19 protein-coding genes are annotated in these 26,988 nt (G+C 69.8%); 10 read left to right on the top strand and 9 right to left on the bottom strand.

Going from position 1 to position 26,988, the window contains the following annotated elements; translation table 11 throughout:
- Positions 1-2,241 carry a BTAD domain-containing putative transcriptional regulator gene (locus ACFXI3_RS16015; RefSeq protein ID WP_378400119.1) on the top strand — a complete coding sequence of 747 codons (2,241 nt, stop codon included), beginning with the start codon at positions 1-3 and terminating at the stop codon, positions 2,239-2,241.
- A 128-nt stretch (positions 2,242-2,369) separates the two neighbouring features.
- Here ACFXI3_RS16015 and ACFXI3_RS16010 read toward each other — a convergent pair whose 3' ends face one another.
- The 4 genes from ACFXI3_RS16010 to ACFXI3_RS15995 all read right to left on the bottom strand — a co-directional run bounded on the left by ACFXI3_RS16010 (position 2,370) and on the right by ACFXI3_RS15995 (position 6,715).
- Positions 2,370-3,008 (bottom strand): LuxR C-terminal-related transcriptional regulator, encoded by a 639-nt coding sequence (locus tag ACFXI3_RS16010; RefSeq protein WP_378400118.1) that lies wholly within the window; start codon positions 3,006-3,008, stop codon positions 2,370-2,372.
- A 70-nt stretch (positions 3,009-3,078) separates the two neighbouring features.
- Positions 3,079-3,633 (bottom strand): type VII secretion system-associated protein, encoded by a 555-nt coding sequence (locus ACFXI3_RS16005; RefSeq protein WP_378400117.1) that lies wholly within the window; start codon positions 3,631-3,633, stop codon positions 3,079-3,081.
- The gene (locus tag ACFXI3_RS16000; RefSeq protein ID WP_378400116.1) at positions 3,626-5,860 is read right to left on the bottom strand and encodes a hypothetical protein; all 2,235 of its coding nucleotides are present in this window, start codon (positions 5,858-5,860) and stop codon (positions 3,626-3,628) included. Before ACFXI3_RS16000 ends, ACFXI3_RS16005 begins: the two co-directional genes overlap by 8 nt.
- Positions 5,861-5,956: 96 nt before the next feature.
- Complete coding sequence (locus ACFXI3_RS15995) at positions 5,957-6,715, bottom strand: type VII secretion system-associated protein (RefSeq protein WP_378400115.1); 759 nt, start codon at positions 6,713-6,715, stop codon at positions 5,957-5,959.
- 834 nt (positions 6,716-7,549) lie between these two features.
- Here ACFXI3_RS15995 and ACFXI3_RS15990 point away from each other — a divergent pair.
- The 3 genes from ACFXI3_RS15990 (at position 7,550) to ACFXI3_RS15980 (ending at position 10,857) form a co-directional block, all read left to right on the top strand.
- Positions 7,550-7,708: a hypothetical protein gene (locus tag ACFXI3_RS15990; RefSeq protein ID WP_378400114.1), complete on the top strand. Its 159-nt coding sequence runs from the start codon at positions 7,550-7,552 to the stop codon at positions 7,706-7,708.
- Between the two features lie 972 nt (positions 7,709-8,680).
- A complete protein-coding gene (locus tag ACFXI3_RS15985; RefSeq protein ID WP_378400113.1) occupies positions 8,681-9,586 on the top strand; it encodes a tyrosine-type recombinase/integrase in 906 nt (301 codons plus the stop codon).
- Positions 9,583-10,857, top strand: a complete 1,275-nt coding sequence (locus ACFXI3_RS15980) for a hypothetical protein (protein ID WP_378400112.1) — start codon at positions 9,583-9,585, stop codon at positions 10,855-10,857. Before ACFXI3_RS15985 ends, ACFXI3_RS15980 begins: the two co-directional genes overlap by 4 nt.
- Before the next feature lie 165 nt (positions 10,858-11,022).
- On the opposite strand, the gene ACFXI3_RS15975 is transcribed toward ACFXI3_RS15980, so the two are convergent.
- Together ACFXI3_RS15975 and ACFXI3_RS15970 are read right to left on the bottom strand one after the other, a co-directional pair.
- Complete coding sequence (locus tag ACFXI3_RS15975; RefSeq protein ID WP_378400111.1) at positions 11,023-11,601, bottom strand: tyrosine-type recombinase/integrase; 579 nt, start codon at positions 11,599-11,601, stop codon at positions 11,023-11,025.
- A 484-nt stretch (positions 11,602-12,085) separates the two neighbouring features.
- Complete coding sequence (locus ACFXI3_RS15970; protein ID WP_378400110.1) at positions 12,086-12,262, bottom strand: hypothetical protein; 177 nt, start codon at positions 12,260-12,262, stop codon at positions 12,086-12,088.
- A gap of 390 nt (positions 12,263-12,652) precedes the next feature.
- Between ACFXI3_RS15970 and ACFXI3_RS15965 the strand changes: the two genes are divergently transcribed.
- A complete protein-coding gene (locus ACFXI3_RS15965; RefSeq protein WP_378400109.1) occupies positions 12,653-17,587 on the top strand; it encodes a hypothetical protein in 4,935 nt (1,644 codons plus the stop codon).
- 459 nt (positions 17,588-18,046) lie between these two features.
- On the opposite strand, the gene ACFXI3_RS15960 is transcribed toward ACFXI3_RS15965, so the two are convergent.
- Positions 18,047-18,247, bottom strand: coding sequence for a hypothetical protein (locus tag ACFXI3_RS15960; protein WP_378400108.1), 201 nt, complete (start codon positions 18,245-18,247; stop codon positions 18,047-18,049).
- Between the two features lie 120 nt (positions 18,248-18,367).
- Here ACFXI3_RS15960 and ACFXI3_RS15955 point away from each other — a divergent pair, with 120 nt between their 5' ends.
- Positions 18,368-18,868, top strand: a complete 501-nt coding sequence (locus tag ACFXI3_RS15955; RefSeq protein WP_378400107.1) for a tyrosine-type recombinase/integrase — start codon at positions 18,368-18,370, stop codon at positions 18,866-18,868.
- Positions 18,869-18,939: 71 nt separating this feature from the next.
- Here the strand turns inward: ACFXI3_RS15955 and ACFXI3_RS15950 are convergent, their stop codons facing one another.
- Positions 18,940-19,347: a hypothetical protein gene (locus tag ACFXI3_RS15950; RefSeq protein WP_378400106.1), complete on the bottom strand. Its 408-nt coding sequence runs from the start codon at positions 19,345-19,347 to the stop codon at positions 18,940-18,942.
- 389 nt (positions 19,348-19,736) lie between these two features.
- Between ACFXI3_RS15950 and ACFXI3_RS15945 the strand changes: the two genes are divergently transcribed.
- Genes ACFXI3_RS15945 through ACFXI3_RS15935 form a run of 3 tightly spaced genes read left to right on the top strand, consistent with a single transcriptional unit; the run spans position 19,737 to position 22,830 of the window.
- The gene (locus tag ACFXI3_RS15945; RefSeq protein ID WP_378400105.1) at positions 19,737-20,858 is read left to right on the top strand and encodes a tyrosine-type recombinase/integrase; all 1,122 of its coding nucleotides are present in this window, start codon (positions 19,737-19,739) and stop codon (positions 20,856-20,858) included.
- Positions 20,855-21,190, top strand: coding sequence for a helix-turn-helix domain-containing protein (locus ACFXI3_RS15940; RefSeq protein ID WP_378400104.1), 336 nt, complete (start codon positions 20,855-20,857; stop codon positions 21,188-21,190). Before ACFXI3_RS15945 ends, ACFXI3_RS15940 begins: the two co-directional genes overlap by 4 nt.
- The gene (locus ACFXI3_RS15935) at positions 21,187-22,830 is read left to right on the top strand and encodes a hypothetical protein (protein WP_378400103.1); all 1,644 of its coding nucleotides are present in this window, start codon (positions 21,187-21,189) and stop codon (positions 22,828-22,830) included. The genes ACFXI3_RS15940 and ACFXI3_RS15935 overlap by 4 nt, the downstream gene beginning before the upstream one ends.
- On the opposite strand, the gene ltrA is transcribed toward ACFXI3_RS15935, so the two are convergent.
- Positions 22,778-24,529 (bottom strand): group II intron reverse transcriptase/maturase, encoded by a 1,752-nt coding sequence (gene ltrA / locus ACFXI3_RS15930; RefSeq protein ID WP_378400151.1) that lies wholly within the window; start codon positions 24,527-24,529, stop codon positions 22,778-22,780. The genes ACFXI3_RS15935 and ltrA overlap by 53 nt on opposite strands.
- 1,548 nt (positions 24,530-26,077) lie before the next feature.
- Here ltrA and ACFXI3_RS15925 point away from each other — a divergent pair.
- Positions 26,078-26,248, top strand: coding sequence for a hypothetical protein (locus ACFXI3_RS15925; protein ID WP_378400102.1), 171 nt, complete (start codon positions 26,078-26,080; stop codon positions 26,246-26,248).
- Positions 26,249-26,988 lie beyond the last annotated feature (740 nt).

Raw genomic sequence — 26,988 nt, 5'->3', positions numbered from 1 at the left:
GTGCGCGTCGCCCGAGGCTCGGTGGAACTCGACCTGGGTTCGTCGTTCCGCCGAGGAGTGTTCGCCGTTCTCGCTTGCTCCGCCGAGCACACGGTCGCCCGGCATGAACTGGTCGACGCGCTCTGGGGCGAAGCCCCGCCGCCGAGCGCCAGCGGCAGTCTCTACACGTATGTCTCCGATCTGCGGCGGGTGCTCGAGCCGGGCCGGCCGCGGCGCGGCGATTGCCGGACGCTCGCCTCGATCGGCTCGGGTTACACGCTTTCGGTGCCACGGAAGAACATCGATCTCTTCCAGTTCGGCACTCTGTGCGAAGCCGCGCAGGATCTCGCCGCGAACGGCAGCGCGGAGCAGGCACTTGAAACGGTCGAGACCGCGCTCAGGCTGTGGCGTGCCGACGCGCTGTCGGGCGTCCCCGGCCCGTTCGCCGAGGCACAACGGCTCCGGCTCGCCGGAATGCGGTTGAGCGCTATCGAGCTGAGGGGCGAACTGCTGCTCAGCCTCGGCCGGCACACCGGACTCGTCGACGAGCTGAGAGCGCTCTGCGCCGCGCATCCGAACCGGGAGCCGCTGCGCGCACAACTCATGCAGGCGCTGCATAGTTGCGGTCGCACCGCGGAGGCACTTGAGGTATTCGAGGAGTTCCAGGCTGCGCTGCTGGACGAATCGGGCATCGAGCCAAGCCCTGGCCTCCGGAAGCTGTACCGCTGGCTTCTCGATCCGCTCACGGGGTGCGATCCGTCGGCGCAGCAGCGGGCCGCTGCCGAAGCCCCCGTGCTGCCGTCGAAGCGGAAACCGGAGAGGACCGACGGATTCGTCGGGCGCACCGAGGAACTGGCTGTCCTCGATGCGGCTGTCAAGGACGTCGTCGCGGGACGCGGCGGCGCGGTGCGAGTGGAAGGCGAGCCGGGAATCGGCAAATCCGCGCTGCTGGCGGAAGCAGCCGCGGAGATGTCCGGCGCCGAGGTTCGCTGGGCCAAGGCGCACGAACTGGACACCGAGGTCCCGTTCCGGCTGTTCGCCGAGCTTCTCGGCCTGTCCGCGGAAGCCGGGTCCCGGACCGGAATGGCTTTCGAGACCGCGATGCCGGAGATGCTCGCTGTCGTGCGACGGCTTTGCGCCGAGCAGCCGCTCGTCCTCGTGGCCGACGACCTGCAGTGGGCCGACGAGGCGAGCGTTGCGGCGTGGCAATGCCTCAGCGCGCTCGCCGACCTGCCGCTGCTGCTGATCAGCGCCTCGCGCACGGCCGAGCACCCGCCCGAGGCAGGCACGGCCAGCCGATGCGCCACCCTGCCCCTCGGCCCGCTGCGGCCGACCGAAGTACGCCAATTGGTCGACCGGCTCACCGGGCCGGGCGGGGATCGGCCCTACCAGGAGGCGGCCGACGGAGCCGGCAATCCTTGGTACGTCCGCCAGATCGTCGCCTGTGTCGGCGACGCACCACCCTTCGCAGACGCGTTGCCGCTGCACCTGGTCTCGCTTGTCAGCCAGCACTTGACCTTCCTGTCCGAGGAGACACTTGCGACGGTCAAATACGCGGCGATGCTGACCGATGGATTCACCTCGGACGAGGCGGCCGCTGCGATCGGCCGGGCACGGAACGAGGTGGCGGTCCACCTTCAGGAGGCGACGTCGGCGGGAATCCTCGACCGTGCCGGGGATCGCCACGCGTTCCGGCATCCCGTAGTGCGCCAGGCACTCTACGAGCGGACGCCCCGGGCGCTGCGCGGAATGCTGCATCGCCAACTCGCCGAACTGTTGGCCAAGATCGACGCGCCCGCGCACCGCGTAGCGGAACACCTTGTCATCGTTCCGGCCGCGATGGACGACTGGGCGGCCGAATGGCTTACGACGAAGATCAGCGCCGTCGCGGCGGAGCGCCCGCAGCTCGCACTTCAGCTGCTGCGGCAGGCACTCGGCTTCGGGTCGCTCGCTCCGGAGACCGCCGATCTGTTCAGCTCGACGCTCGCCTGGATTCTCCTGTGGCTGGGCGAAGAGCCCGAATTGGAGGCCCGGTCCGCCCTCGCCCGGACTGACGATCCGGAGCGCGCGGCAGAGTTCCGCTGGATCCTGGCGCAGATCCACAAAGGGCGCGGTGAACGCGATTCCGCGCTCGCCGAGATCACGAAAGTACTGCTGGACGACCGGGTCACCGGGGAGTGGCGTGCGAGACACGAGGCGTTGCTGAGCCGGCTCGGCACCCGGCCAGCAAGCATCGGCGATCCCAGCAGCGCTGCGAACTGATCCAGGTTCTCGCCGCAGGCCCGGCGTGCGGCGCTGGCGAGCGACGGAAACGGCCCCGGCCCGATCCGGTCAAGCGACTGATTACGGCTTGAAGGCTTGCCGAAGCGCGTGAGCCTGAACGGAGCCGATCAGAGGGCTCCGGCGCGGATCGCGTACGCCACGGCGTGCGCGCGGTTCTGCAAGCCGAATCGGTCGATGACGCCGTACAACACGTTCTTCACGGTGCCTTCGGAGCACCACATCCTGGCCGCGATCTCGTCGGTGCGCAGCCCCGCGGCCACCATGCCGAGAACATCCACTTCCCGGTCGGACAGGCCCGCAAGCGAGAAGCCGTTGGGCTCAAGCACACCGCGACGCAGCGCGTTTAACTGCTCGAGCAACGCGCGCTGCAGCTGGGCAGGTAGGTAAGCGGAGCCCTGCCCGGCCGCTCGGACAGCCGACACGAGCAACTCCCGGTCGATCTTCACCCTGGGCAGTACCGCCTTCACCCCGTGCTCGACTGCCCGCATGGTCATCGCCGGATCGAAACGGTCGGTCACCACCACGCAGCGCTGGGGCCGCCGACGGCCAGCCTGCTTCGCGCGCAACGCAGACAGCCGGTTCAGGTCAGCGACCATGAGCTCGCCGGTGATCAACACGACCACCTCAGCCGCTCCTGCCTCAGCTTGGGCGACCAGCCGCAACTGGTCGTCCGAGCTCAGGAACCGGGCCGCACCGGCATAATTAATCTCGTCCGCGGCCAGGATGCTCACTGTCGTCGGGTTCATGCCAGCCCCCGTCACGCTCGTCTCATCGCCAGACACTCACCAGTGTCGGGGCCGGCTCTTCATACCTCCTCTATGCGCCCGGACGAGCAGCCGGAGCGAGGGACGCCGCTTCCCGGACCGCGTCGGCGAAAAGGCGGATAGCCGCCGGGCCGCCGGGGTTGAGCATGACATCCACGCCGCTCTGGGGAAGCGCTTCCGCCAATCGCTGGACAGTGACATTCGCCCACGCGGGCACGTCCTCCACCCGAGCGCGATGCCCAGGTGACGTCGTGACCAGAACTGAAGGAACTCCGTCCGGCGCGGCGCGGACCAGCGCGATGCCCTCTTCATCGACCGCGATGCCGACCAGGACCTCGCTCAGCAACCCGGGCAGCATCTCGGCGACGTCCTCGCCCCTCGCGAGCATGCGCAGAATGGCGTCGATCGGGTCGAGCGGCGAATCCGGCCGCATCGGCCGGTACAGCGGATTCGGCTGGAACACCCCACGTTCGCCGTCCGGGGTCACGACCCACGCCCCGAGCAGTGCGTCGAGCGGCGGATCAGGGGCGTCAGCAGTGGCTCGCCATTCCAGATCGACGAGAACCATGAGCCCGCCGTCTGCGAACGGATCGACGGGCTCAGCCATGGCCGACGCCCGGCAGCACGCGGAATCTGGCGACGGCGGCGGCCGGGACCCGCTGCGCCGGTTCCGCCGCCGCCCAGCGCTCTTCGCTGCGGCGAAGCGACTTCTTCGCCATTGCATCGAGCGAGGACCGATTCGGCGCCGGTTGCCCGTCCGCGGTGAGCTCGGCGGCCGGCAGCTCCCGCAGGACGATCCGGCCCCGCGCATCGCCGCTGGGGGCGGCCGATTCCAGTACTTTGAACGCGGTCCCCGGCGCGAACACCACGCGGTCCGCCACACCGTCAGCCGGCTCCAGCAGCGCTGTCTTGCGACCCGAAACCGACCACACGAGCAGGTCGGTGTCACCAACGGCAGCGGAGCACGGCGCCGCGAGCAGATTCAAGAAACCGAGCTCGGTGACGAGCGCACTCGCGCTCAGCACGGCCCACTCCGCGGCAGTCGGTGACAGGGCAGACACGGCCCCTCCGCGATAGGCGGGCATGGCGGCAAGGCCCGCCGCCACGCATCGGCTGAACGCGTCGCAGGCACCGGACTGGCCGGTACGCAGCCCCAGATCGACATCGAGCCCTTGCCCGGCCAAGTACATGCGCAGGGCGACCGCATCGGCCGCCAGCTCCGCGCGCTCCGCGGCCGACCCGCTCCGGAACACCCTGGGATTCCTTGCCAGCACGGCTTCGACTGACGGTTTGTGCGCACCGAAATCCGCCGCCCAGTTGAATTGCAGCCATTCGCGCGCCGAATCGAGGTCATCAGCCGCTGGCGGCTCCGGCGTGGGCGGCTCCGGCGCGGGCGGCTCCGCTCGTCCGGAGGACGGGGCCTCTTCCCCTGCGGATTCCGGGGCGACGGGTGCCTCGAGCTTCATCGTTTCCATCAACTGGCTTAGCCAGGGCAGTGCCGTCACGGGCTCCGCGTCGCCCAGCGGACGCCTCGCCGGGGCAGGCGTCGACGGAACGGGGGGTGGCGCACCGGGTCGCAACGCGACGACCGGTACTACGGCGGTCACCCGCCGGGTCGAGTCGCTGAGACCTCTGGTCAGCGTCATCGCCAAAGCACGCATCCGGGTGCGCTGGGCCGCGTCTCCGCCCTCGAAGACGACGAGGTGCCGGGCCGGGTCCGCCGGCACGGAACGTACGAGTGCCGTGTACGGCGACCCGCCCTCAGGCCGGATCCACAACCCGGCACGCACGACCTCGACCACGGCTCCGACTGCGTAGCGGAATACTCCGGGCGAAAGCTCCGGCAGACCCGCTATCGGCGATCGGTAGCCGCACAACCGAGCCGGTGCGGCACCGGCGACGCGGGGCCGGAAGGCGACCTGCTCGGCACACGTGCGCCAGCTGTGCGAGCCGTCCGAGCGCAGGACGATCACCTGCGGATCGTCCGGAGATCCGGAGGGCAGGCCGGTGTAGCACACCACCTCCGTTCCGAGCAGGTCGGCGAGCGCCTGTCCGAGGCTGACCGCCGGCAGCAGCTCCACTGGCCCGGCTTGCGCGAATCTGGCCCGCGCTCGCGCCGAGTCGTCCAGAGTCGACCACAGCTCGGCGACAGCCTCCAACGGCAGCGGGGGAAGCCGCTCGCCGCCGAGCACGATCGTGAGCACATCCGGCTGGCACGGGACCCACCGGGCCAGCCGGTAGCGCCCTCGCTCGAGGGCAGGCTCGCCGCCGTCCGAGCGGACCCACAGCCCAGCGGGCAGCGGCTCGGCGCTCGCCACCCCGGCAAGCGGGCACATCGTGGAGACGACCGGGGAATCCCAGACCGGGCGAGGAAACCGGATCCCTTCGTGCACCGGTGGGCGGCCGCGCCGGAAACGGCCCCAGCCGCGGTGTTGCCCGGGATGGACGAACAAGGTGCCGCTGGCGGTCTGGAACGTCGTGCCGCACGGCGCGATCACCGGCCGGCCGAGCCGCTCGGCGAGCCACTGCGCCGTCTCCGGGCTCAACCAGCGCGGGAACCGGCCAGGAACCAAGCGCACCGGCTGCTTGCCCTTCGGCACCGCCTCGGCGACGGACTCCCAGACCTCGACAGGCGAATCCGGCGGCACGTCGACGACGACGAGGAGACAGTCCCGGTCCGGCGGCAGCGCTGCCGCCATCGAGGTCGCCTCGACTCCCGCGTCATCCGCGTGGTGCACGACGGTCGCGGCACCGCTGGCAGATGCCAGCATTTCCCGGGCATCTCGGCCAGACCGCTGCCGTCCCTTGCGGGGGAACCTGGTCAGGAGAGTCATCGGCTTCCCTTCGGGACGCGTTCCGTCACGACTACACCGCTTGCATCACCGCCGGGCGAGCATCCGAATCGGCGTCCCCGACTGGCTTCGACGGGCTCAAAGCGGAGGTTCGGCCGCCTTGGAATCGCTCTGTCGGCCCGGGTCATCAGCCTCCGCGGGCGAAGCGCCAGCCTCGGTTCCGCTGTCGTCCTGCTCGGGTGAGTCCGGTTCGCTCGCGCCCTCGCCGGGCGGCCGGGTCAGGTCGACCGGCACGACGCGCAGTCCCTCCGAGTCCAGCTCCTGCTCGGAGTACAGCCCGGCCAGCTCTTCTTCATCCATCATCAGCGTTTCCCGGATGAAGTCGCCGTCGAGGCGGACCGCCGAGGCACCACCCGGGTTGATGAACACGTCGATGTCGTCTTCGAGCAACTCCACCAGCTCGTCCAAGTCGACCCGCTCCCAGTCCGGCGCGTTGATCCGGAGCCGGTGCACCTCGCTGGTCACGATGACGGTGCAGAGCTTGTCGTCGGGCGACTGGGTGATCAGCGGCCGGCCGTCGCCGTTCATCGCGATGTCGAAAAGTGTCTCCCGAAGGATCAGCTGAATGTGCTCCGCCGTCGCGTCGCCCTTCATCACCAAGCGCAGCACCGCGTCGAGCGGGTCCGAAGGCGAGTTTTCGTCGGAAGGCTCGTACTGCGGGTTCGACCGGAACTTGCCGAGCTTGCCGCCTTCTTCGACCGGCCACAACCCCACCACCGCCTCGATCGGCGGCGGCTCGTTCTCCGCCTGCGGCCGCCAGGCAGGGTCCATCAGCAGGAACCAGTTCTCCAGCTGCTCGTCGGCTGCGTCCTCGGGTGTCTCGGTCTCCGCGGTCATCGGCCTTCCCCGTTTCGTCCCGGCGGTCTCGTCTGGGATGTTAAGCCAGTCTCGCCCGCTCCGCGCCCGATCGGGCTGCATGTCAGCCAACCTTGCCCCAACGCGCTGCCCTGGCCGGACCGCGCCAACGCTGGTTGCCCGGCCAGCCGGAGATGCAGGCTCGCCCGCGGAGACCGACCCGCGTGGCGATCGCCGAAATCGAGTCCTGCTCCCATGGGCCACCGAGCTCACCTACGCCGAAATCCCCGGTCGGGACGTCGAGAGCAGCCAGTGGCGAGTCCGGCTGCGCACCGACGCCGCCGCGGTCCGCGACGAACAGACCCTGAACCACCCAGCAGGACGACGACCAGACCGTGTTCTGGTCACTGGAATCCTCCCGGATGTTCGCCGGCCTGCACGGCTCCCGAACCCTCGCCCCCACCCCGCTGTGGGCGTCGCCCCAGTAACCTGGCTGGCCGTGACGCCCAAGGTTCCCACGCTCGCGGTGCGCGCCAATGGGCCGAACGCATGATCATCGGGCTTCCCCGCCACATCGAGCAGGAACCCGCGTGCGCCCTCCTGCCGGTGCGCCACCGCCCGAACCATCGGGTGTCTTTGCCGGTGTTTTCTGGCCCCACTCGTTCGCTGGTTTGTGGCCCCACCGCATTTGTGGCGGGGCCGGTGAAGGTGCGTCGGTGGTGTCTGTTCGGCGGTTTTTGGCCCCATCCCTGAATGGGTGAAGTTGGGGCGGGTGCGGGGTGCTGCGGTGGCGTGCTGCGCCGGTGCGACGACGGGGACCGGTTAGGTTGTGCGGGCCGGGTGTCCACGGACCCGTCTCCGACAAGGCGAAGCGCCGTGGGCAGCTGGCCCTTCGTGTTCGGCGCGGTGCCGATCGCGACTGCGCTCGCCGCTGCCGCCCCTGGTCGGCCCCGCCGCGAGTTCGCCTGGACCGAGATGCGCCATGCGTTCCTGCGGGCGACCGCGTCGAACGCGGCGAAGCATTCCAGGCCCTGAACGACGCCGTTCATGGTCATGGAGATGATGCGCGAACGTGAGTTCGCCGTCGCGACGACGACTACGGTCTCCCTCGGGGCGCAGCTCAACGACTATGGGGCTGCGCTGCTGGAGCGATGGAACCGCGACGTCAAGAGCTGACGCGGTCCGTTCGCGTGGTCGTCGATCGTTGTCAGTGCTGGGGATCGTCGTCGTTGCGGACGGCGTCCAGCCGTTTCAGCTCGGCGGGGTCCACTTCGGACAGGACGGCCAGCCGCCGGGTTTCTTCCAGGGCGTGGCGCGGCCAGGCGAAGTCGGCAACGCAACAGTCGATGAGTTCGTGAGTTCGGTCAGCACTGTCGGCCGCCTTGCTCGTGCCTGGACCAGGACCTGTGGGCGCGCTCGTCGGTCTTCGACCCCAATTGAAGGTTCGTCATCCGGAGTGACATGATCGCCTCCTGGATGAGCAATCTTCACTGAGGATGAACCCGAGGGGTGCGAGTTGGCGCTGGCCGTGGTGCGTGATCTGCGTGATCTGCGCGCGCCGGAGACCCCGGAGGACCTCGCCGACTTCGAGACGGACGTGCTGGCCGGGTTCGTGCTGGCCCGTGCGTCGGCCGGCTTGGTCGACAGCACGATCCGCAACGACACCAACCACCTGGAGCTGATCAGGGACTGGTTCGGTCGTCCGCTGTGGGAGATGCAGCCTCCGGACGCCGATGTCTACTTCGGCAAAGAACTGCGCGACGCGAGGCCGTCGACGCGTGCCGGCCGCGCGGGTTCGCTGGCGGTGTACTTCGAGTACCTCGAACTGCGCCACAAGGTCGAACTGCACAACCTCACCGGCCGGGTGGTCGAATGCCCGCTCGACGAGATGAACCGGCCTCGCCAGTCGGTCGAGCCGCAGTTGCGGATCCCGCCCACCGAGGCCGAGATCGACCAGCTTTCACCGGATGGCGCCAGGAATTGGTCACCTGCCGCAAGTTCTCTCCGATGGCTCGCAACTACGCGGTCGCCCGCCGCGCGGCCGACGTGGGCGTGCGGATCACCGAGGCCCGGATGCTCGACCTGGACGATGTCCGGTGGGAGCTGGGACGGTACGGCAAGCTCAACGTCCGGCACGGCAAAGGCTCGCGCCGCAAAGGCCCGAGACCGCGCCTCGCGCCGTTGATCAACGGCGCGGATCGCAATCTGCTCTGGTTCATCGAGGACGTATGGGGCCAGTTCGGCGACGATCACACGCGGCCGGGCGTCCCGTTGTTCCCCTCCGAACGCAAGAACCATGACGGCTCGTGCTCGCGAGCGACCGCCGATGTGTTCCGGCGAGCGCTCGCCGCGGCCGCCGCCACGCATCTGCCGGCCTGGGCGGGGAAGCTCACACCCCATGTCCTGCGGCGCTTTTGCGCCAGTCAGCTCTATCTCGGGGGCATGAGCTTGTTCGCCATTCAGGAGTTGCTCGGTCACGCCTGGACTGGCACGGCGGCCCGGTACATCCATGTTCACGGAACCCACGTCGAGGATGCCTGGGTGGCTGGACAACAAACGCGCGACCGACCGATGGAAGGGACTGGCCTGATGAAGTGGAACCTGCGGCTCGCGGCAGCCAACCGCGGCATCTGGAAAGCCAGCGAGCTGCAACGGATGCTCGCCGAGCGCGGCGTCGTGATCAGCGCCGGAAAGATGTCGGGCCTGTGGTCCGGGCAGCCCAACACCGTCAAGCTCGACGAACTCGACGTCCTCTGCGCGATCCTCGGATGCGGAGTCGACGAGCTGCTGCTGCCCGAACCGGAGACAGTGCCAGCACCGCAGCCCGCAACGGACGACCAGGCCGCTGCGAGCGGGCAGACCCGTAGCGTCACACCGCGCCCGCGCACCGGCAGGTCGCTGCCGCCGCGGTGAACTGCGCGCACTGCGGCCAGCCGATTCCCGCCGGAAGTCGACGAGATCGGCGCTACTGCCACAAAAACTGCCGGCAGCTGGCCTACGTCGCACGCCGCTTCGCCGGAAGCGCGCCGCTCCCACGCTGGCGACATCCCGCGCTGGAGTCGGACAATCTCCAGATCCAGGCCGCAGCGGATCTCGCCGAGCAGCTCGGCGCGGCACACGGCTGGTCGTCCTCCACGATCCGATGCACGATCGACGGCTTGGAGGTAGTGCTGGACGGGCGGTCGCCGGGCGAGCGGGTGAGGCTCACCGAGGTCCGGTCGCGGACATCACGACAGACATCGAGCGCCCGGGTTGCGGAAGTGCTGTCCGGGCTAGGCCTGCTCGAGGACGACACCGTCCCGCCGATCCGATCCTGGATCGACCGGCGAGCAAGCACACTGGCGTCCGGCTTCGCCAGCGATGTGCGTGCCTGGCTGCTGGTTCTTCTTGACGGCGATGACCGCACCCGGCCGCGGTCGCATTCCTGCCTCTACGCATATTTCGGTGCTGTCCAACCGTTTCTGGCGACTTGGGCGGACACTCGCGGGCAATTGCGCGAAATCACCTCTGCTGATGTCGCTGCCGCTCTCGATCCGTTGCTCGGGTGGCGGCGGCGCAACGCCATCGCCGCCCTGCGGTCGCTGTTCCGCTTCGCCAAGAAACGCGGCGTGATCTTCGCTGACCCGACGACTCGGCTGAAGGCCCTCGACGTCGAGCGCGGCTTGCTCCCGATGACCGACGCCGAAGTCCGCGACGTCGAGAATCTCGCTGTCGCGCCACGACAGCACCTGGCCATCGCGCTGGCCGCGGTCCACGCCGCGCGGGCAACCGCCATCCGACGGCTCACTCTCGACGACCTCGACATGCCGAACCGTCGTATCACCATCGACGGGCATACCCAACGCCTTGGGGAGCTCGCCCACCGAACGCTGAATGCCTGGCTCGAACACAGACGTTTGCGCTGGCCTCACACCCCCAACCGGCACCTGCTGGTCTCGGAGAAGACCGCGTTGGGAACCGGACCCGTCAGCCGCGACTACCTCAAACGCTGTCTGCTGCACCACGGCGTCCGCCTCGAACAGATCCGCGGCGACCGGATTCTGCAGGAAGCACTTGCGGTCGGTGCCGACCCCCTGCACCTGAGCCTTGTCTTCGACCTGTCCCACAGCACGGCGAGCCGATACGCCGATATCGCCCGTCAAATCCTCGCCGAGGACCTCGAAGAACAAGCCGACGAGCGGTGAACACCGCATCCGCACTACGCTTCAACCGAACCGGACGCCTTTTCCCGCTCCGGAGGTCGTTCACACCGTGGGTTCCCGGTGAAGAACCTTCAGTCACGCTGAACTCACGGCGGAGCTGTCGTTAAGGACGGTGTCATGAGCCGCCATTCGAGCTGAGCGGGCTGGTCAGTGGGCTGGCGCTGGGATGGCTACTGCCCGAATGCCGACTCCGCTGCTGCGGCCTGTTTTTTTGGGGCCGGCGCGGAAGTAGCGGGCCGAGGTTTCGGTCGAGGCGTGGTTGAGCAGGGCCTGGACCTGGGCGACGTCGGCGCCGTCCTGGCGGAGCCGGGTGCCGTAGGTGTGGCGGAGCCGGTGGGGCCGGAGGCCGGTGATGCCGGCGTCCTGGCCGACCGCGAGGACGGCCTGGGTGATGCCCGAGACGGTCATTCGGCCGCGTTGCCCGGTCCACAACGGCCCGGGTTGGTTGCCGCGCACCGTGATCCAGGCCGACAGCCGGTCCCGCGCCGCGGCGGGCAGCGGGACCTCGTGGATCTCGTCTCCCTTGCCGTGCAGGCGGATGCTGCCGGTGCGCGGGGTGATCGCCACGTCGTCCAGGTCGAGCCGTGCGCATTCCTGGACCCGCGCGCCGGCGTAGAGCAGCATCGCGATGATCGCCGCGTCGCGTTCGCTGCGGCGGAGCGAGGCGCGTTCGACCTTGCCCTGCTCGGCGGGTTCCAGCGCGTCGGGTTGGCCGGGCCGGGGCACGCGGGCGCTTGACGGCGATGCGCAGCTGCGGGCCGTGCTCGTAGAGCAGGGTGACCGCGGCGAGTGCCTGGTTGACTGTGGCCGGGCTGGACTTGCGGCTGCGTACCAGGTGTCGGCGCCATGCGGTGACCGCGGCCTCGGCGCCGACCAGGTCGGCGAAGGCGTCCGGGTGGTCGGCGGCGCGGGCGGTCAGCCAGGTCACGTAGGCGCTGGTCTGCCGGCGGTACGCCTTGACCGTGTTGGCGGCCAGCTTGCAGCGGGCCAGGTAGCGGTGCGCCCCCGTCAAGGCCCGCTGGGCGGCGTCGGTGACGTCCGGGTGCAGCGGGACGACGTCGGCGGTCACCGGCCGCCCGGGACGCCGGTCGGCCTCGGTCATGCCCGGACCGTCCGCCCGGCCTCGTACGCGCGGGTGATCAGGCCGATCACCGCTTGTGCGGCCGCAGATTGAAGATCGGCCAGCCGCTCCAGCGTGTGGCGATCGAACTCACCCAGCTCGCCCCCCGGCGTCTCGGCACGCGGCGGTCAGGTGACCCATGACCGTGTCGCGGACGAGGTGTTCGGGGTCGCCGGAGCGGACCCGGCCGGCGACGTGCAGCTCGTGCACCGCCCGCGGCATCGGCTCGTCGTAGGTGTCGGTCTCGCGCTCGTAGGGCCCGGCCATGGAGGGCACTCCTTTTCTTATCCGCTGAGTTCCGGCCCGGTGTCGACGTCCTCTGCGACCGCGTTATCCACTGTGATCGTAGCGAGTCTGAGCGGATAATGGCGGTTATCCGCTCAGACCCCGTCGCGGTGCCATTCCATGCTTGGTCGGCGGTGGCCCCTTCGTCGTCTTCGGCGTTGAGGCGGGCAAGATGGTGTCCGTGACCCCGGAACCTGGCTGTCGGCGCGAGTGGACTTCATCGGCGGGCGCTGTGGTCTGCGGCAGCCGCGGCCGCCGACCAGGGGTGCAGTCGGTCGGGACGTCGGCTTCGGCCGGGGTGCCGTCGCCGGATGCGCTCGCGGCCGGGAGCGGTTGTTTCGGCCGGGTTTTGCGGGGTCGTGGGGGTGGTCGGTGATCACGCTCGATGCGGGTGTGCCGGCGTTGACGCGGCTGGGCGGTGTGTCCGTCGGGCTGTTCCGGTTGCGGATGGGCGAGTTCACGGTGCATGCCTCGATGCCGGAGGCGGTGCGCTGGGCCACGACCGTGGGCTGGCGGTCGAGCATTCCGGCGATGCTCGGCCGCCCGCGGGCGGCGGGAGTCGACTTCGGCGGCTACTGCCGCATCGAACCGTCCTCCTCGACGCCTCCGGCCTCCTCCGGCGGGCAGCTGTTCCGGGGCAACGGGCGTGTCGACTGGCGATCGTGGCCCTGGCCGGCGGGGCTGGATCCGTTCCTGTTCATGGTGCACGCGTCGCCGCTGGACGACATCTGCCTGTTGGCGGGCGGGACGGTCCGGCCGGTCACCGACCCGGCCCTCGGCGCGTGGTTGCGGCGTTTGCCCGCGCTCAGCCTGGGCCGGCGGTCGTTGGAGGACCCGGTGGTGGTGCTGACCTGCACCGGGAGTGCGACCCGCCAGGAGCTGGCAGACCGGACCGGGCGCCTGGTCTGGTTCGTCGACGGCCCGGTGATCGTCGGAGCCGAGCCGCTCGACCCCGCCGGCCGGGTGCCCGGGGGCCGGGTGCTCGTCGGCGTGCCCCGCTCCCGGGACGGTCGCGTCGACGGGTTCAGGTCGGTCTACCCGCGCGGGCCGGCCGGCGACCGGGTCCGCTGGGCCCTCGGGCGCCGATTCGCCGCCCGCGCGGCGGGCTTGCTGGTCGAGGCCAGCGCCGCGCCGGGGACCAGGGCGTCGGCGCACGCGCGGCCCCTGGTGTTCGGCGGCCGGGGCTTTGTCGGCCTGTCCTATTTCGACGCGCGCGACCGCGCGTCCCGCGCCGCGGTGCTGGGTTCGTCGGCGTTCGCGACCACCTACGCGGCGTGGACGCCGAACCACGCCTATCTGCCGGGCCTGGCCTGGACCCCGCCGTCCGGCGGGACGGCCTCGGCCTGGAACCTGCGGGAGCTGGGCGTCCTGCCCTTCGACCCGGCCGCCGCTGTGATCGTGACCGGATACTTCGCCGACGGCCGATTCGCCGTCTACGACCGCGACCGCGACGTCACCTGCTGGGAAACGCCCACGGCGTTCGGCCACCGGCTCGCCCGCGACATCGACGCGGCCCGGACAACCGCGACGGCCCTGCGTCCCAGGCTGGCGCACGCGGTGCTGCTCACCGACTTCCAGGCAGTGCCCGACGCGGCCCGCGCCGAGATCGCACGCCGCCTCCGCAGCCTCGCAGTGATCACCGCGAACGCTCCGTCGACCCTGTTCCTTGACCACGACTCGGATGGAGTTACCAGGGCGCGTATCGCACTACTGCCAGGTAACCATGCGACCACGGAAGCGCCGGAGTGGACCTCCACGACCGTCACCGGCATCTCCACGACGCTGCCCCGGGAGCGGAGGGCGCAGCCGGCCGGCGACGCGCTGCGGCGGTCTGCTCCCGCCACCTGGACACCGCCGCCACCGGGACCGGCAGGCGACCGGCGGGCGCCCGTCGGTCGCCTGGACCCCGGCCTGGCCGGTGGCGCGGAGGAGGGCGCGGGCGGCGGCGACGCGGGCGGGCCGCTGGACGCGGAGCGGGCGCTGGCGTTGCCGGCAGGGTCGGAGCTGTCCCGGGAGCGTTTCCGGACGGTGTCGGACGAACAGGACTGTTTCGACCGGCGCTACCGGGTGCTGCGCGGGGTCGGCCAGGCCCGGCGCCGGCAGAACAACTGCCTGGCAGCGCAGGTCCAGGGTTCGTTCTCCATCATGGAGGGCGTGACCTACCGGGCCGAGCCGGCCGGGCCGCGGCGGGCCCGGCGGGTGCGGTTCGCGGAGGAGCTCGCCGGCGCACCGGCCGTGAGGGCGAGCCTCGAGCAGATCACCGAGCACATGCGCGGCCAGCCGGAGAACGCCATGGGCCTGGTGTACCTGGGAGGCGGGCGGCGCGACGGCCACTACGTACTGGTGCACAAGGACCGGCGCGGGGTGGTGAACTACCTGGACGCGCAGGCCGGGCGGTTCGCCGCAGTGCGGGGGCGGCGCCCTGTCATCGGGTTCGTGCCCCTGGCCTGGACCGGCGCGGCGGGGCTGCCCGAGGCCGCCCGGCTGGACCCCGGCCTGGTGGGCAGCCACGGCGGCGCGGCGGGACCCTCCGCGGCGGGGCATCCGGTGCTCGCGCGGTGGGACCAGGAGACCGGGACGGGCCCGGTGGCCAACGGGTTCCTCAGCCAGGACGACGCGGTCGCGGCGTTCGGCGCGGCAGGAGCCAGCCGGCTGATCAGGTTCTCCGTCACGGACGTCAAGTGCCGTGCGCTCACGACGGGCGACGACGTGCCGGTCGGCTCCGACTTCACGTTCGACGACGCGGATCCCGATCCCGACCACGACACGAGGTGGGCCGGGGCGGACGAGCGGGGGAAATTCCATTGGCGGGGACGCGGCGAGCCCGACACCGCCAGCGCGCGGGCGGCGCTGCGCGCCGAACTGGGGTACCCCGGCCGGGTGCAGGCGCCCGGGGCAGAGGACTACGCGCGCCACGAAGCCGGCCCGATCGAGATCATCGCGCACGGCGACGAGCGCTCCGCCTACGTCACACTGCCCGCCGGGACGCGCCTGGAGGACGGCCGGGAACTGCGCAGCGCCGTGACCGTTGCCGTCTCCGGCCACGCGCTCGCCCTCATCGTGGACAACGCCCCGTCATTCCAGGCCGCGTACCGCGACCGGCCCTGGGCCGCGCTTCGCGGCGTGGTCTGCGAGGCCGGCTCCTCCGGGGTGGCCGAGGAGTTCATGGACACCCTCCACCACGACCTCGGCTACCCGAACACCGGCTTCTTCTACGAACACGACATCGCGACCACCACCCCGGAACCGGGCTACGCCTACAAGCTCGGCGACCTCCTCGGCTCCGGCAACGCCGCCTGGAAAGAGTACTCGCGCGAACCGGACGGCTCCACGCGCCAGACCCGCCGCGACGAAGCACTGTATCCCGAGTACATGCTCGCCGCACTCGACGACGCCGCGCGCCAGGCCGCCGGGAAGCGGTCCGAGCACCGGGCCGCCCGGCGGGCGCTGGCGGCGCACCCGCTGTACCGGCACGCGGCGGGCGTGAACCGGCCCTTCCTCGACCAGGGACTGCGGGGGCACCTGCGCAACGCGTTCGAATCGGTTCTCGCGGCCTCGGCATCGATCCTGCAGGGGCGGACGATCCCCGCGAAACCGGGCGGGCCGGTGACAGTGCGGGAAGCAGAGACACGGCTCGGAGCGCAGTTCACCCGCGCGTCGCTGGACCGGATCACCGCCCACATGCGAGCGCAGCCGCCCGGCGCGCAAGGCGTGGCGTTCCTGGACGGCAACTACCTGCTGGTGCACACCGACCAGCGCACCGCCGGCACCACGACCCAGGTCAACTACCTCGACGCCCACCGAGGAGTGATCGCGGACCTGGCCACCCGCCTCGGGCGCGACGACCAGGGCCGGCTGATCGAGGGCGAATGCGGCTTCTTGGCGCTCACCCACACCGGAGCCAGCCCCCTCGGACACCACCGGCTCGACCCCGGCCTCGTCGGCGGAGGACAGAGCGTGGAGGCCGAGTGGGCGCACCCCATCCACGTCGAGCCCTTCGAATCCGATGCGGAAGACGACGAGTCGATGGACATCGAGGTGGTGGAGCTCCACGAAACGGAGGTACTGGCACACCGCAGGGGCGCGGAGGTGATCATGGAGACGCAGTACTTCTACCAAGACGACCAGGACCGGCTCCACGCAACCAAACAGGGTGCACTGGCCGCGTCCGCGGGCAGCGTACGAGGCGGAATGTTCGGACTCCCCGAGCTGGTCGTGCGGGTCATGCCGCACCTGCCTGGCGAGGCACGCGATACTTCGCTGGATGAGGGCAGGGCCGTTTACCGGATGGTGAGCGAGGCGCTGGCCGGGATCCCCGGAGCGCCGGGCGATCTGCCGGGCACTGCGCTGGCGGACGTGCTGCGTCCGCAGGACGGCTGGGACGTGACCGACCTGGGCGATGCAGCCTGGATCGGCCCCCCGGCGTTGGGGGCGGACGGAGGGGCTGTCGTCCACTTCAACGTGGGCGTCCCCCCGGAGACGGGCTTCCTGTTCCGGCAGCACCTGCAGGCGCAGACATCCACTGCCTGGGGGTCGCACACGCTGACCCACCGCCACGACGCGCTGCGATTCGCCGACGAAGTCACAGCCTGGTACCTGAGCTGGCGTGCCCTGGGCCGCATCTCGGACCGCATGGACCGTGCCAGGAGTTTCGTCGGGGTAGCGGACCTGTCGGCGCAGGCCGTGCGCTCCCACGTGCTGTCAGCGTACATCCACGCTGCAGCGATCTTCACAGAACCGGCCACCGTGGATCCGGTCAAGTATCACGCAGCCGACCTGACCCGGCACGAGCCCAAGGACCTGCGCCGAGCTCTGCCTGCCCAGTCCCAGGAGTTCCTGCGGCTGTTCGCGGAGAGAATCTACCGCCTGATGATGGCCATGGCTGCTTTCCGGATCCCGGACCGTGACGCTCGTGCGAGGTCGCAGCCCGCCGACGACCCGGAGGCGCGGCTCCAAGTGAGCAACGACAACACGCGCCTGTACTGGGAAGCGGCACTCACCGACCGGCACGACGACCGGTACGTGATGAGGGCGTGCTTCAAGCGGATGACTGTGCTGCGCGATTTCGACGTGGTCGACGGCATACCGCTGGCGGTGGTGGAAGTGCGCTGCTACGGGGCGAGCAAGTACCTGACCTACCCGGAGATGGCCCAAGCCCAGGATCGGATCGCGGACGCGGCGAGGCACGCACATGCGGTGGCCCAGAGATTGCGCGATCCTACGCCCGACATGCTGTCCGACTTCGAGGCAACGTTGCAGGAACTGCGTGCTCACGACGCGGGCCACAGTCCAACGTCGAGCGCTTAAGCTGACGCCGCTGGGTCAGTGCCACGACACCACGCGCACCGCCTTGCGCAGCTCCCGCGTCTTCTTCGCCGCTCGGCTCCCACCGAGCCAGCCCCACCATAGTTGGAACCTTTCCCAAAAAGGAGATGTAAAACCAGGTTTTCACCTCGGGCGCGCACAGGGCTCCCGTGAAGTTACGGGATAACAGACCGTTATCCGGTAGAGCGATCCACAACGCGGACCGGCGACCAGCGGCGGCCCTGCGCGGCCACCTGCGCGACTCGTGCACGTTATCCGGTAGGTCGATCGGAAGAGGGACTCGATGGCGGGCGAGGCGGCGAGAGCCGAAGCGACGGTGACCGACCTCGGCACGCGTCGCCCGGCGTCCGCTCGCCGTGGCGGCGGTCCGACGGTGCGCCGGGCGGTCGACGCGTTCCTGGACTCGCCGAAGGTCGCCGGCAACGCCAACACCCTCCGCGCCTACACCGGCGTGCTCGACCGCACGGCCGCCGAACTCGGCCCGGACCGGCCGCTGGAGGACGTCGCCGACGACGAGATCGAGGCGTCGCTGTCCGCGCTGTGGGGCTCGGCGGCCGCGGCGACCTGGAATTGCAACCGCGCGGCCGTCGGCTCATGGCTGGCCTGGTGTGCCGACAAGCAGCGCTGGACCTCGCCGGCCATGCCGGCCGCCGCCGAAAGGCGGCGCGAGCACCACGACGAGACCAAAGCCGTGTCCCGGTCCCGGATCGACCGGCTCTGCCGCCGACGCGACGTCCCGCTGCGGGAGAAACCCTGTGGCGGATGCTCTACGAAACCGCCGCCCGCGCCTCCGAAGTTCTCTCCCTCGACATCGAGAAGCTCGACCTCGCCAACCGCCAGGCGCCGGTCGTCGTCAAAGGCGGCGACACCCGGTGGATCACCTGGGGCACCGACACCGCCCGGCTGCTGCCCCGCCTGATCGCCGGACGGCAGCGCGGCCCGCTGTTCCTGTCCGAATACCGCCCCGGCCCGCACCGGCTGGCGACCACCGACCCAGACGAGCTTTGCCCCGAGACCGGCCGGGCCCGGCTGGGCTACGACCGCGCCCGGATCCTGCTCGGCCGCTACGCCGACGGACTGGAACTGCACCAGCTCCGGCACAGCTCGGCCACCCACCTCGGAGACGCCAACACCTCCGCGAACGTGATCATGGCCAAAACCGGGCACAAGTCCCTGCGGTCCGTCCAGCGCTACGTCAAACCTGGCCTCGCCGCCGTGCACACCGCCACCGAGGTGCTGTCCAGCCCGCGGCGCCGCGGATAGCGCCCAACAGCACCGCAGGCCAGGCCGCCCGCGGCCGACAGGCATCGCTCGGGGCACGGCCGCCGGAGCGGTCAGTGCACTGGGAAGCCCTGCGGGTCGTTGCCGTTGCCGCGATTGCGGTGCAGCGAGGCGAGGAACTCGTACTGCTCGGGGCTGGGCACCCGGGCGAGCATCCCGTCCCGGGCGACCTGCACGCGCATCGAGTGGGCCCGGTTGACGTCCGGCGCGCCGTCAGGACCGTCGAGCACGGCCAGGACGATCCGGCCGGTCGGGGTCTCGGGAGCGTCGGCGACCCGGACGTGCCAGCTCGACAGCATGCCGACGTGGATGTAGCCGTGCCAGTCGCGATGCCGCCGGGCACTCTGAAGTTCCCGCCGTCTGCGGAACTGGTTTCGGATCCACACCACCACGGCGGCCACGACGGACCCGCCGCCGAGAATGGTGGCGATCCAGGCACCGTCCTGGAGCACGTTGTTCATGGCTGTCACAGTGCCATCTCGTCTGACGCCGCCCGCCGACCTTGATGTGTTGCACGTCACAAAGGCAAGGACGACGTCTCCGTCCGCAGCGGTCCGACCAGCGACTCCTGGCCTTAGCGCCGTTCTCGGTTCCGATGTTCCTTCTGCCGCCAATTGCAGCAGATGCGAATTCGCGACAGTTTGCGATGGAAGTCCACAGTGGTTGCCGCGCTGGTGGTGTGGCCAGCGCGCGAAGCGTCGCGGCGAGGTGGAGGCTACTGGCTCGCTCGACGGAGCAGAGGTGATCGCGTCGGTCACTCGTTTGGCTGGTTGCGCTGGGGTTTTCTGGACGACTCGCATCAGATGCGATTCAGTCGCATTTGATGCGAGTGACGGAGGGTGGTGGCCGGGTGAGGCCGATCGGTGTGGCACCGGGTGCGGCGAGCCTGCAGCTGGTGGGCGGAGTGTCGCTGCTTCGGCCGGAGGAGCAGGTGTTCTCGGCGATGCTGGCCGGGTTCGCCAATCAGCAGCTCGCCCGCAACCTGGCCCGTTCGACGGTCGAGGGCCGCGAGCACACGGTGCGGGCGTTCTCCCACTACGTCAACGCTTTCCCGTGGCAGTGGTCCCCGGCGATGATCGACGAGTGGCTGGGTGATCTGCGGTCGCTGCGCGAGCTGAAGCGCTCGACGATCCGCTCCTACTCCGAGGCCGTCCGGGCGTTCTGCCACTTCGTCACCGACCCGGCCTACGAGTGGACCGAGACGTGCGAGGAGCGGTTCGGCACGCACCCGATCCAGGTCGTGCACGAGTGGAACACCGCCGAGCACGTCCAGGCCACCGAAGCCGACCCGAAGAAGAGGGCCTTCACGAAGAAAGAGCTGCATGAGTTCTTCGCCTACGCCGACGACCAGGTGGCGCGCATCCGAGCATTCGGCCGCAAGGGCTGGCTCCCGGCGTTCCGCGACGCGACGCTGTTCAAGACCGCCTACGCCTTCGGGTTGCGGCGCAACGAAACCCGGATGCTGGACGCGGCCGACTTCGCCCGCAACGTGGCCGGTCCAGAGTTCGGCGAGTACGGGTTGTGCCGGGTCCGGTTCGGCAAGGCGAAGAAAGGCTCACCGCCGAAGCAGCGCAGCGTGATGACCGTCTGGGACTGGACCCCGGACGTCCTGGACGAGTGGTTCGGCGAGGTCCGTCCCCTGCTCGGCGCGGACGGCAGCCCGGCGGCCTGGCCGTCCGAGCGCGGAGCACGGGTGGGTTGCCAGCGGCTGGACTCCCGGTTCGTCGCTTACCGCCGCGACCTGGGCCTGGACGACGGGCTGGATTTCCACTCGCTGCGCCGTTCCTACGTCACGCACCTGATCGAGGACGGCTGGGATCCTCGCTTCGTCCAGGAACAAGTCGGTCACGAACACGCGTCCACGACCTCGATCTACACCTGCGTGGGCTCGGACTTCCGCAAACGCACCCTGCGCCGCCACCTCGACAGCGTGGTCACCGCGGCCTTGGCCAGCCCGGGAGTCCTGTCGTGAAGCGGAAAGTCGGCTACACCTGGCGGCTGCGGGAGATCATGGCCACCCGCGGGATCTTCACCGCCACCGAGCTGGTCCCCCTGCTGCAGGAACGGGGGATCGACCTGTCCGCGTCCCAGGTCCACCGCCTGGTCTCCGGCACCCCGGAGCGGTTGTCGCTGCAGGTGCTGTCCGCGTTCTGCGACATCCTCGGCTGCAGCCCTGCCGACCTGGTTGTCACTACCGCGGAGAACGCCAGCGTCCGCAAGACCGCCACCGACGACCGCCCCGCACCGTCGGCCGCGGCCGCGAAGCTGAGGCCTCGCGCCGCCCGGATCCTGCCCGGCGAGTGAGTCCCGCCTACCGCACGCCGGAGCAGCTCGAGCGCTGGCACAAGCGGACCTGCGCGCGCTGCGGCCGGTTCGGCTTCTTCGCCGCCGTCTGGCCGGACGGGCCGGTCTGCCGGACATGCGAGTGCCGCGCCCTGCGCGTTCAGGGGCGCTGTTCCGAGTGCGGCGAGCACCGGATCCTTCCCGGCCTCCGGCCTGCCCACGCCGTCGCGATCTGCACTGGCTGCGCCGGTTTCCGCCCGTCCTACGCCTGTTCGCGCTGCGGTCAGGAAAGCCAGCTGCGCGCGGGACGTCTCTGCACCCGCTGCACCCTGTCCGACCAGGCCGCCGCGCTGCTGGACGACGGCACCGGCCAGGTCCGGCCCGAGCTGGTTCCGCTGCACCGGATGCTCGTCGCGATGAAGAACCCGCGCACCGGGTTGAGCTGGCTCGAAGGACGCCCGCCGAACGCTGGCGCGGCGGCGAAGCTGCTGCGCGGCCTGGGAAACGGCGACATCGAACTCACGCACGAGGCGTTCCACCGCCTCCAGCCCTGGCGGGCCGCCGGGCACCTGCGGGAACTGCTGATGTCCTGCGGTGTCTTGCCGCCGATGGACAAGCAGATCTGCTCGTTCGAACGCTGGCTGCGCGCGCACCTCGACGGCATCAGCGTCCCCGAACACGAGCAGATCGTGCGCCGGTTCGCCACCTGGGAGGTCCTGCCCCGGCTGCGCACCCGCGCCGCGCGCAAGCCGCTCACCCCCTCCGCACGCTATTTCGCCTCCGACCAGGTCAAGTTGGCCACCCAGTTCCTCGCCTGGCTCGCCGACCGCGAGCGAACCCTGGAGATCTGCCGTCAGGCCGACATCGACGACTGGCACGCCGGCCGCCGCGAACACGAGCGGAACCGGCTGCGCGGATTCTTGCTCTGGGCCATGGCCAGCAAACTCGCCCGGCCGCTGCGGCTGCCTGCTCAAACGATCACCCGCAAAGCCCCGCTGCCCGAGCCGGAGCGGATCGCGTTGCTGGGCCGGCTGCTCTCCGGCCACGACCTGCCACTGCGATCCCGGGTCGCCGGCGTGATCGTCTTGCTCTACGCGCAACCGCTCAGCCGGATCGTCCGACTCACCGTCGACGACCTCACCCGCGACGGCGACCAGGTCCTGCTGCGCCTCGGCGAACCACCCTCACCGGTCCCGGCGCCAGTCGCGGAACTGCTCCTGGCCTGGATCGCCCAGCGCGACAACATGAACACCGCCACAAACCCCGACTCCCAGTGGTTGTTCCCCGGCCGCCGCGCCGGACAACCGATGCACTCCAGGTCGCTCGGCATGTTGGTGACCGGGCTCGGCGTCCCCACCACAACCGGGCGCACCGCAGCCATCCAGCACCACGTGCTCACCATGCCCGCACCCGTGGTCGCCGACGCCCTCGGCTACCACCCGGTCACCACCACCAAGATCGCCACACGAGCCGGAACCACCTGGAACCGCTACGCCCCAGGCGATCACTCACCGCCACAACCACGACGAGCACGGTCGGGTAGCCGGAGCGCATTGCTACGCTCCGGCCCCCTCAGAACCGTGCGTGCGACTCGTCACCGCACACGGCTCAAGCAAGCCCTGGAGGCTCGCGGGCTGTTTGCTGGGTGGTGTCGCGGTTAGCCGGGCCAAGGATCTGACGTCGGCATGCCGCGTGAATGAGGCCGATCGTGGAGTAGTCCGACGTGCCGTCGCCTTGATAGCTGATCGCCTTCTTGGCGGTAGCCGTCTTGACGCTCCGCGCCCAGTGCTCCCATTCTCGGGGGCTTTGGGGCGCGAACTCGGCGTAGAGCAGCAGGTTCCCGCACCACTTGCACCGGCCGTCCTGCTTCTTAAGAAGACGCAGGGTGAGCCGGTCCACCGGCGGCAATGGCCTTTTGCGTCGCCGCGCGGCCCAGTACTCGGACAGGGCAGGGTCATCCGGGGATGCCGCGCCGCTGACCATCTGGTGTCGGACGATCTTCGTCCAAGCGAACTTGGCCAGGAAGGCGCCAGTGGACTGGTCGCCGAACACCCAGCGGTCGTTCCTGGACTTGTTGAACGCGCCGAAGTAGCGGGCGATGACCCACCGTTTCGGCTTGTTCCGATGGCCGCGCCTGGCCCACTTGTAGAGCAGCGTCCACATGTAGGCGTCCAACGAGTTGAAGATCCTGCTTGAGACCGCCGTCCGGTAGTAGGCCGCCCAGCCCCGAATGATCGGGTTGAGCGTGCCGACCGCCAGCCCGGCGTTGTTCCCGCGCAAGTCCCGAACCTCGTTGCGCAGCCGATCCTTGATCCGCTTCACGGCCGCCGTGCTCGGTTTGGTCAGCAGCTTGCCGTTGCGATAACGGCGGATGTTGAACCCCAGAAAATCGAAGCCCTCTGCGAGGTGGACGATGCGCGTCTTTTCCTCGTTGAAGGCCAGCCCCCGGGGTTCCAGCCACGCGGCCAGCCGCGTCTTGACCTGTTCGGCCTGGTCACGGCTGACCCACAGGACTAGGACATCATCTGCGTACCTCACCAGCACCGGGGTTCCGACCACCGTCCGACCGGCGTGGTGCCCGGTCGTCTGGTACTCGGCTCCCGCGGCTCGTTCCATTCCGTGCAAGGCGATGTTCAGCAGCAAAGGACTGATCACGCCCCCTTGAGGGGTGCCCTCCTCGGTTGAGGTGAACCTGCCCTTCTCGATCATGCCCGCCTTCAGCCACCCTGCGATCCGGTCCCTGGCGGGGAATGAACCGATGGCAGCCATCAGGCGACCGTGATCGATGCGGTCGAAGGCTGCTGCCAGGTCTGCGTCCAGCACCCACTGGCGCGAGGCGGTCTTTCCCCTCGCTGTCCACCAGATGGCCTCGATCGCATCATGGCAGCCCCGGCCCGGCCGAAAGCCATAGGATCTCGGTTCGAACCGTGCCTCCCACTCGGGTTCCAGCGCGTTGAGTGTCGCCGCTTGGAGCATGCGATCGACGATCACGGGAATCCCGAGACCTCGCTGCTTTCCATTGGCCTTAGGCACGTACACCCGCTTGACGGGCAACGACGTCCACGACGCGGAATGCAGCTGCACCCATCCGGCCCACTCGGCCTTGTTCTCAGGTGCTGCCACGACCTTGCCATCGACGCCCGCCGTCGCGCGTCCAGCGTTGATCTCCGTGACCCTGCGAACGCTCATCAGCGCGTTCGCACGAGACCGGAGCATCAACTTCTGCAAGTTTCGGACCTTGGATAGGTCCCCAGCCTGCGATGCCGTGAAGATCCTCTGCCGTAGCCGCCGTACGTCTTCCTCCACTTGCCGCCAATCAATCGACGACCAGTCCGGGAACGCGTCCTCAGGTCCGTTCACCAAGACGTGCACAGACGGATCAGCGGCTTTCGCCGCCGTCTCCGCCTGCAACCCCACAGTGTCCAACTTGTCCCTCGGTTCCGGCTTCAACGTTCATTGCTTCTTCACAAGCTCACCCGATCCACGTCAGCACCCTTTCGGGTCGGCGCATCAGACGCCTATCCGGCCGGTTATGCAGGACGACCGGCGGAGGTGCCGATCATGGTGTCCCGGTTTCCCGCTGCCTTTCGGCCGCCGGCATTCGCTTCTTGGATCGTCCTGCGCCCGCTGAGGAGTTGGGCGTTCCTCACGGTCGGCTTACCGGGCCGCCACATCGGGCGTCCGGACCTCAACGGGGTTGTCCTGTTGCACACCAACAAGATGCGACCGGGGTGGGCGCCCTCTCTACCCCGGGAACGGCGGTGTTCTCACAGTCGGTGTGTCGTCCACCGGCTGCCGCCTGCCGCCTTTCAACGGCCGGTTCCTATCACCCCAGCAGGGCGACCCATCCACAGGGCTATTCATTACGAGGCATGATCGAGGGTTCACTCACGTTCGCCGGTCCGGTCTTCCCCTGACCTGTAGCTCCCGGATGGAGCGGGAGCCCTTGGGCGTGAACCCTGAGCTTCGCACCCCGCGATTACTCGCAGCGCACGTCAGGGTGGGGACAGGCCGCTGGACACTAGCCTGGGGCTACACCATCATCTCGATCCTCCAATCGGATAGCCCACTTGCTTGGTGCACCCTCAGGTCGCACCGACAGTTGAATACGCGATCTCACCAGTCTCAAACGCCTCCACGCGCCGGACAGCCAGGCACGACTCACCAGCCCATCTTCCGGCACGGGGTCCGGCCGCTGCGCGGGGCAGCACAACCCGCGACGCCGCGCGGGAGGGCGTCTGTTCACCGGCGGGGTGGAGAACGCCACCCGATCGACGCGGTCCGGATGGCCGTGCCCGGCCGTGTGCGCCAGACTCCGTCCGGTGCACACACAGTCACCGGCCGCGCAGGCCGCAGAGGACGCTGTCCTGCCGGAGCGAGCCGCACCGGGCGGCACCGCCGTCGGCGCGGCGCCCGATTGGCCGATGACGGCAAGGGCAAGTCCGGCACGATCGCCGGCGAAGCCCCGACATCCCGCAGCGGCGGGGCGCAGAGTCCGTCGGCGGGTGCTGGCCACGGCGTCGGCCGGGATCGGTGCCGCGGTGCTGGCGATCGTCGGCACCGCACTCGGCCGCATGCTGGCCACGGCCGTCCTCACCGGGCTGTCCCCGCGCCGCGCCGCCGGCGCCTCCGCAACCGGTCCCCGGCCCAGGCCGCGATCACGGCCTGGTCGGCCGACGCGGCGAGAACCGCGGTGATCGCAGTCACGCCCGGCGCTGCCGCCGGCCGCCCGGTCCTGGACGCGTGGGTGGCTGGCCGCGAGGACCGCGACGTGGTCCCGGCCCGCTGCCACGGCGTGCCGGTCCGACTGACCCAGGTGACCGCCCCGCCCCGGCACCGCCGCCCGCCCTCGCGCGCATGATCCGCTCTCAATGTGACGAACGGGTGTTCGAGGGCGATGTTGTGGCTGTGACTGTTTTCGACGATCTCGCGCGCCTTGACGCTCAGGTGCGTGGGCTGCTGGAGGACTGGCGCGGCGACGTCGAGGGCGAACCGCTCGCGCCGGTCCTGGACGTGCCGGCGATGTGCCGCAGCTGGCTGGCTCGCCGCGACCGGGACCGTTCGCGGGCCGAGGGCTGAGCGCAGCCCGCCGCGGGACGGACGACCGTGCGCGTCGCATGGTCGGCGGTGCCCTCGGCCCGCGGTCAAGGTTGCGCGCCGGACGCGCTGCCCGTTCGGGCACGGTCGATGGCGTCCCGGCCGCGTCGCCGCGTCGCCGGGCGCCAGCGTCGTGAACGCGTGGCGTCCGGCGTGGCAAGGACACAGGCAAGCGGAGCCCTGCCGTGCGGGTCGACGAGGCAGCCGGCAGTCCATGACCGTCTTCCATCGAACAGGAAGCGAGCAATTGTCAATACCTGCGAACAGACGCTCATGCGGCGCGGCGGACGCGGTCGCGGACGCGATAGGGCGATAGGGGACGACGAGATCGACAGGTGGGGTCCTCGGCTCGACGCCTTGCGTTGAGAACTCCCATCGAAGTCTCACAGGCGACGCCCGTCACCTTGACACGAAACCGCAGCTCACAGCCCGATTAGTCAATTCCTTCCAGGCCCCCTGTCGGATGCACTCCCGGCATCGACCCCGGCCACTCCGGGCCCCCGGCCACATTCGGCCCACGTCGCGGGCCCGCTTTGCCCAGGGCTGTGCGGCGGATCAGAAAAATGGGATGCCTTACTGACCTCCTCTCCGGAATTAACCTCGCGTGAACTCTTCCATCCCCCTTTCCCCACAAGAAATCAGTTGGTCAATTTATTCAATCAGGCAGTCAAGGTCATCATCCATCAAGTTTCGAGCCGAGGTCGACTCATCTTGACGACCTG

Source organism: Amycolatopsis sp. NPDC059235 (assembly GCF_042754125.1).
Lineage (GTDB): Bacteria > Actinomycetota > Actinomycetes > Mycobacteriales > Pseudonocardiaceae > Amycolatopsis > Amycolatopsis albidoflava.
This window is presented reverse-complemented; position numbering and strand designations above follow the sequence as displayed.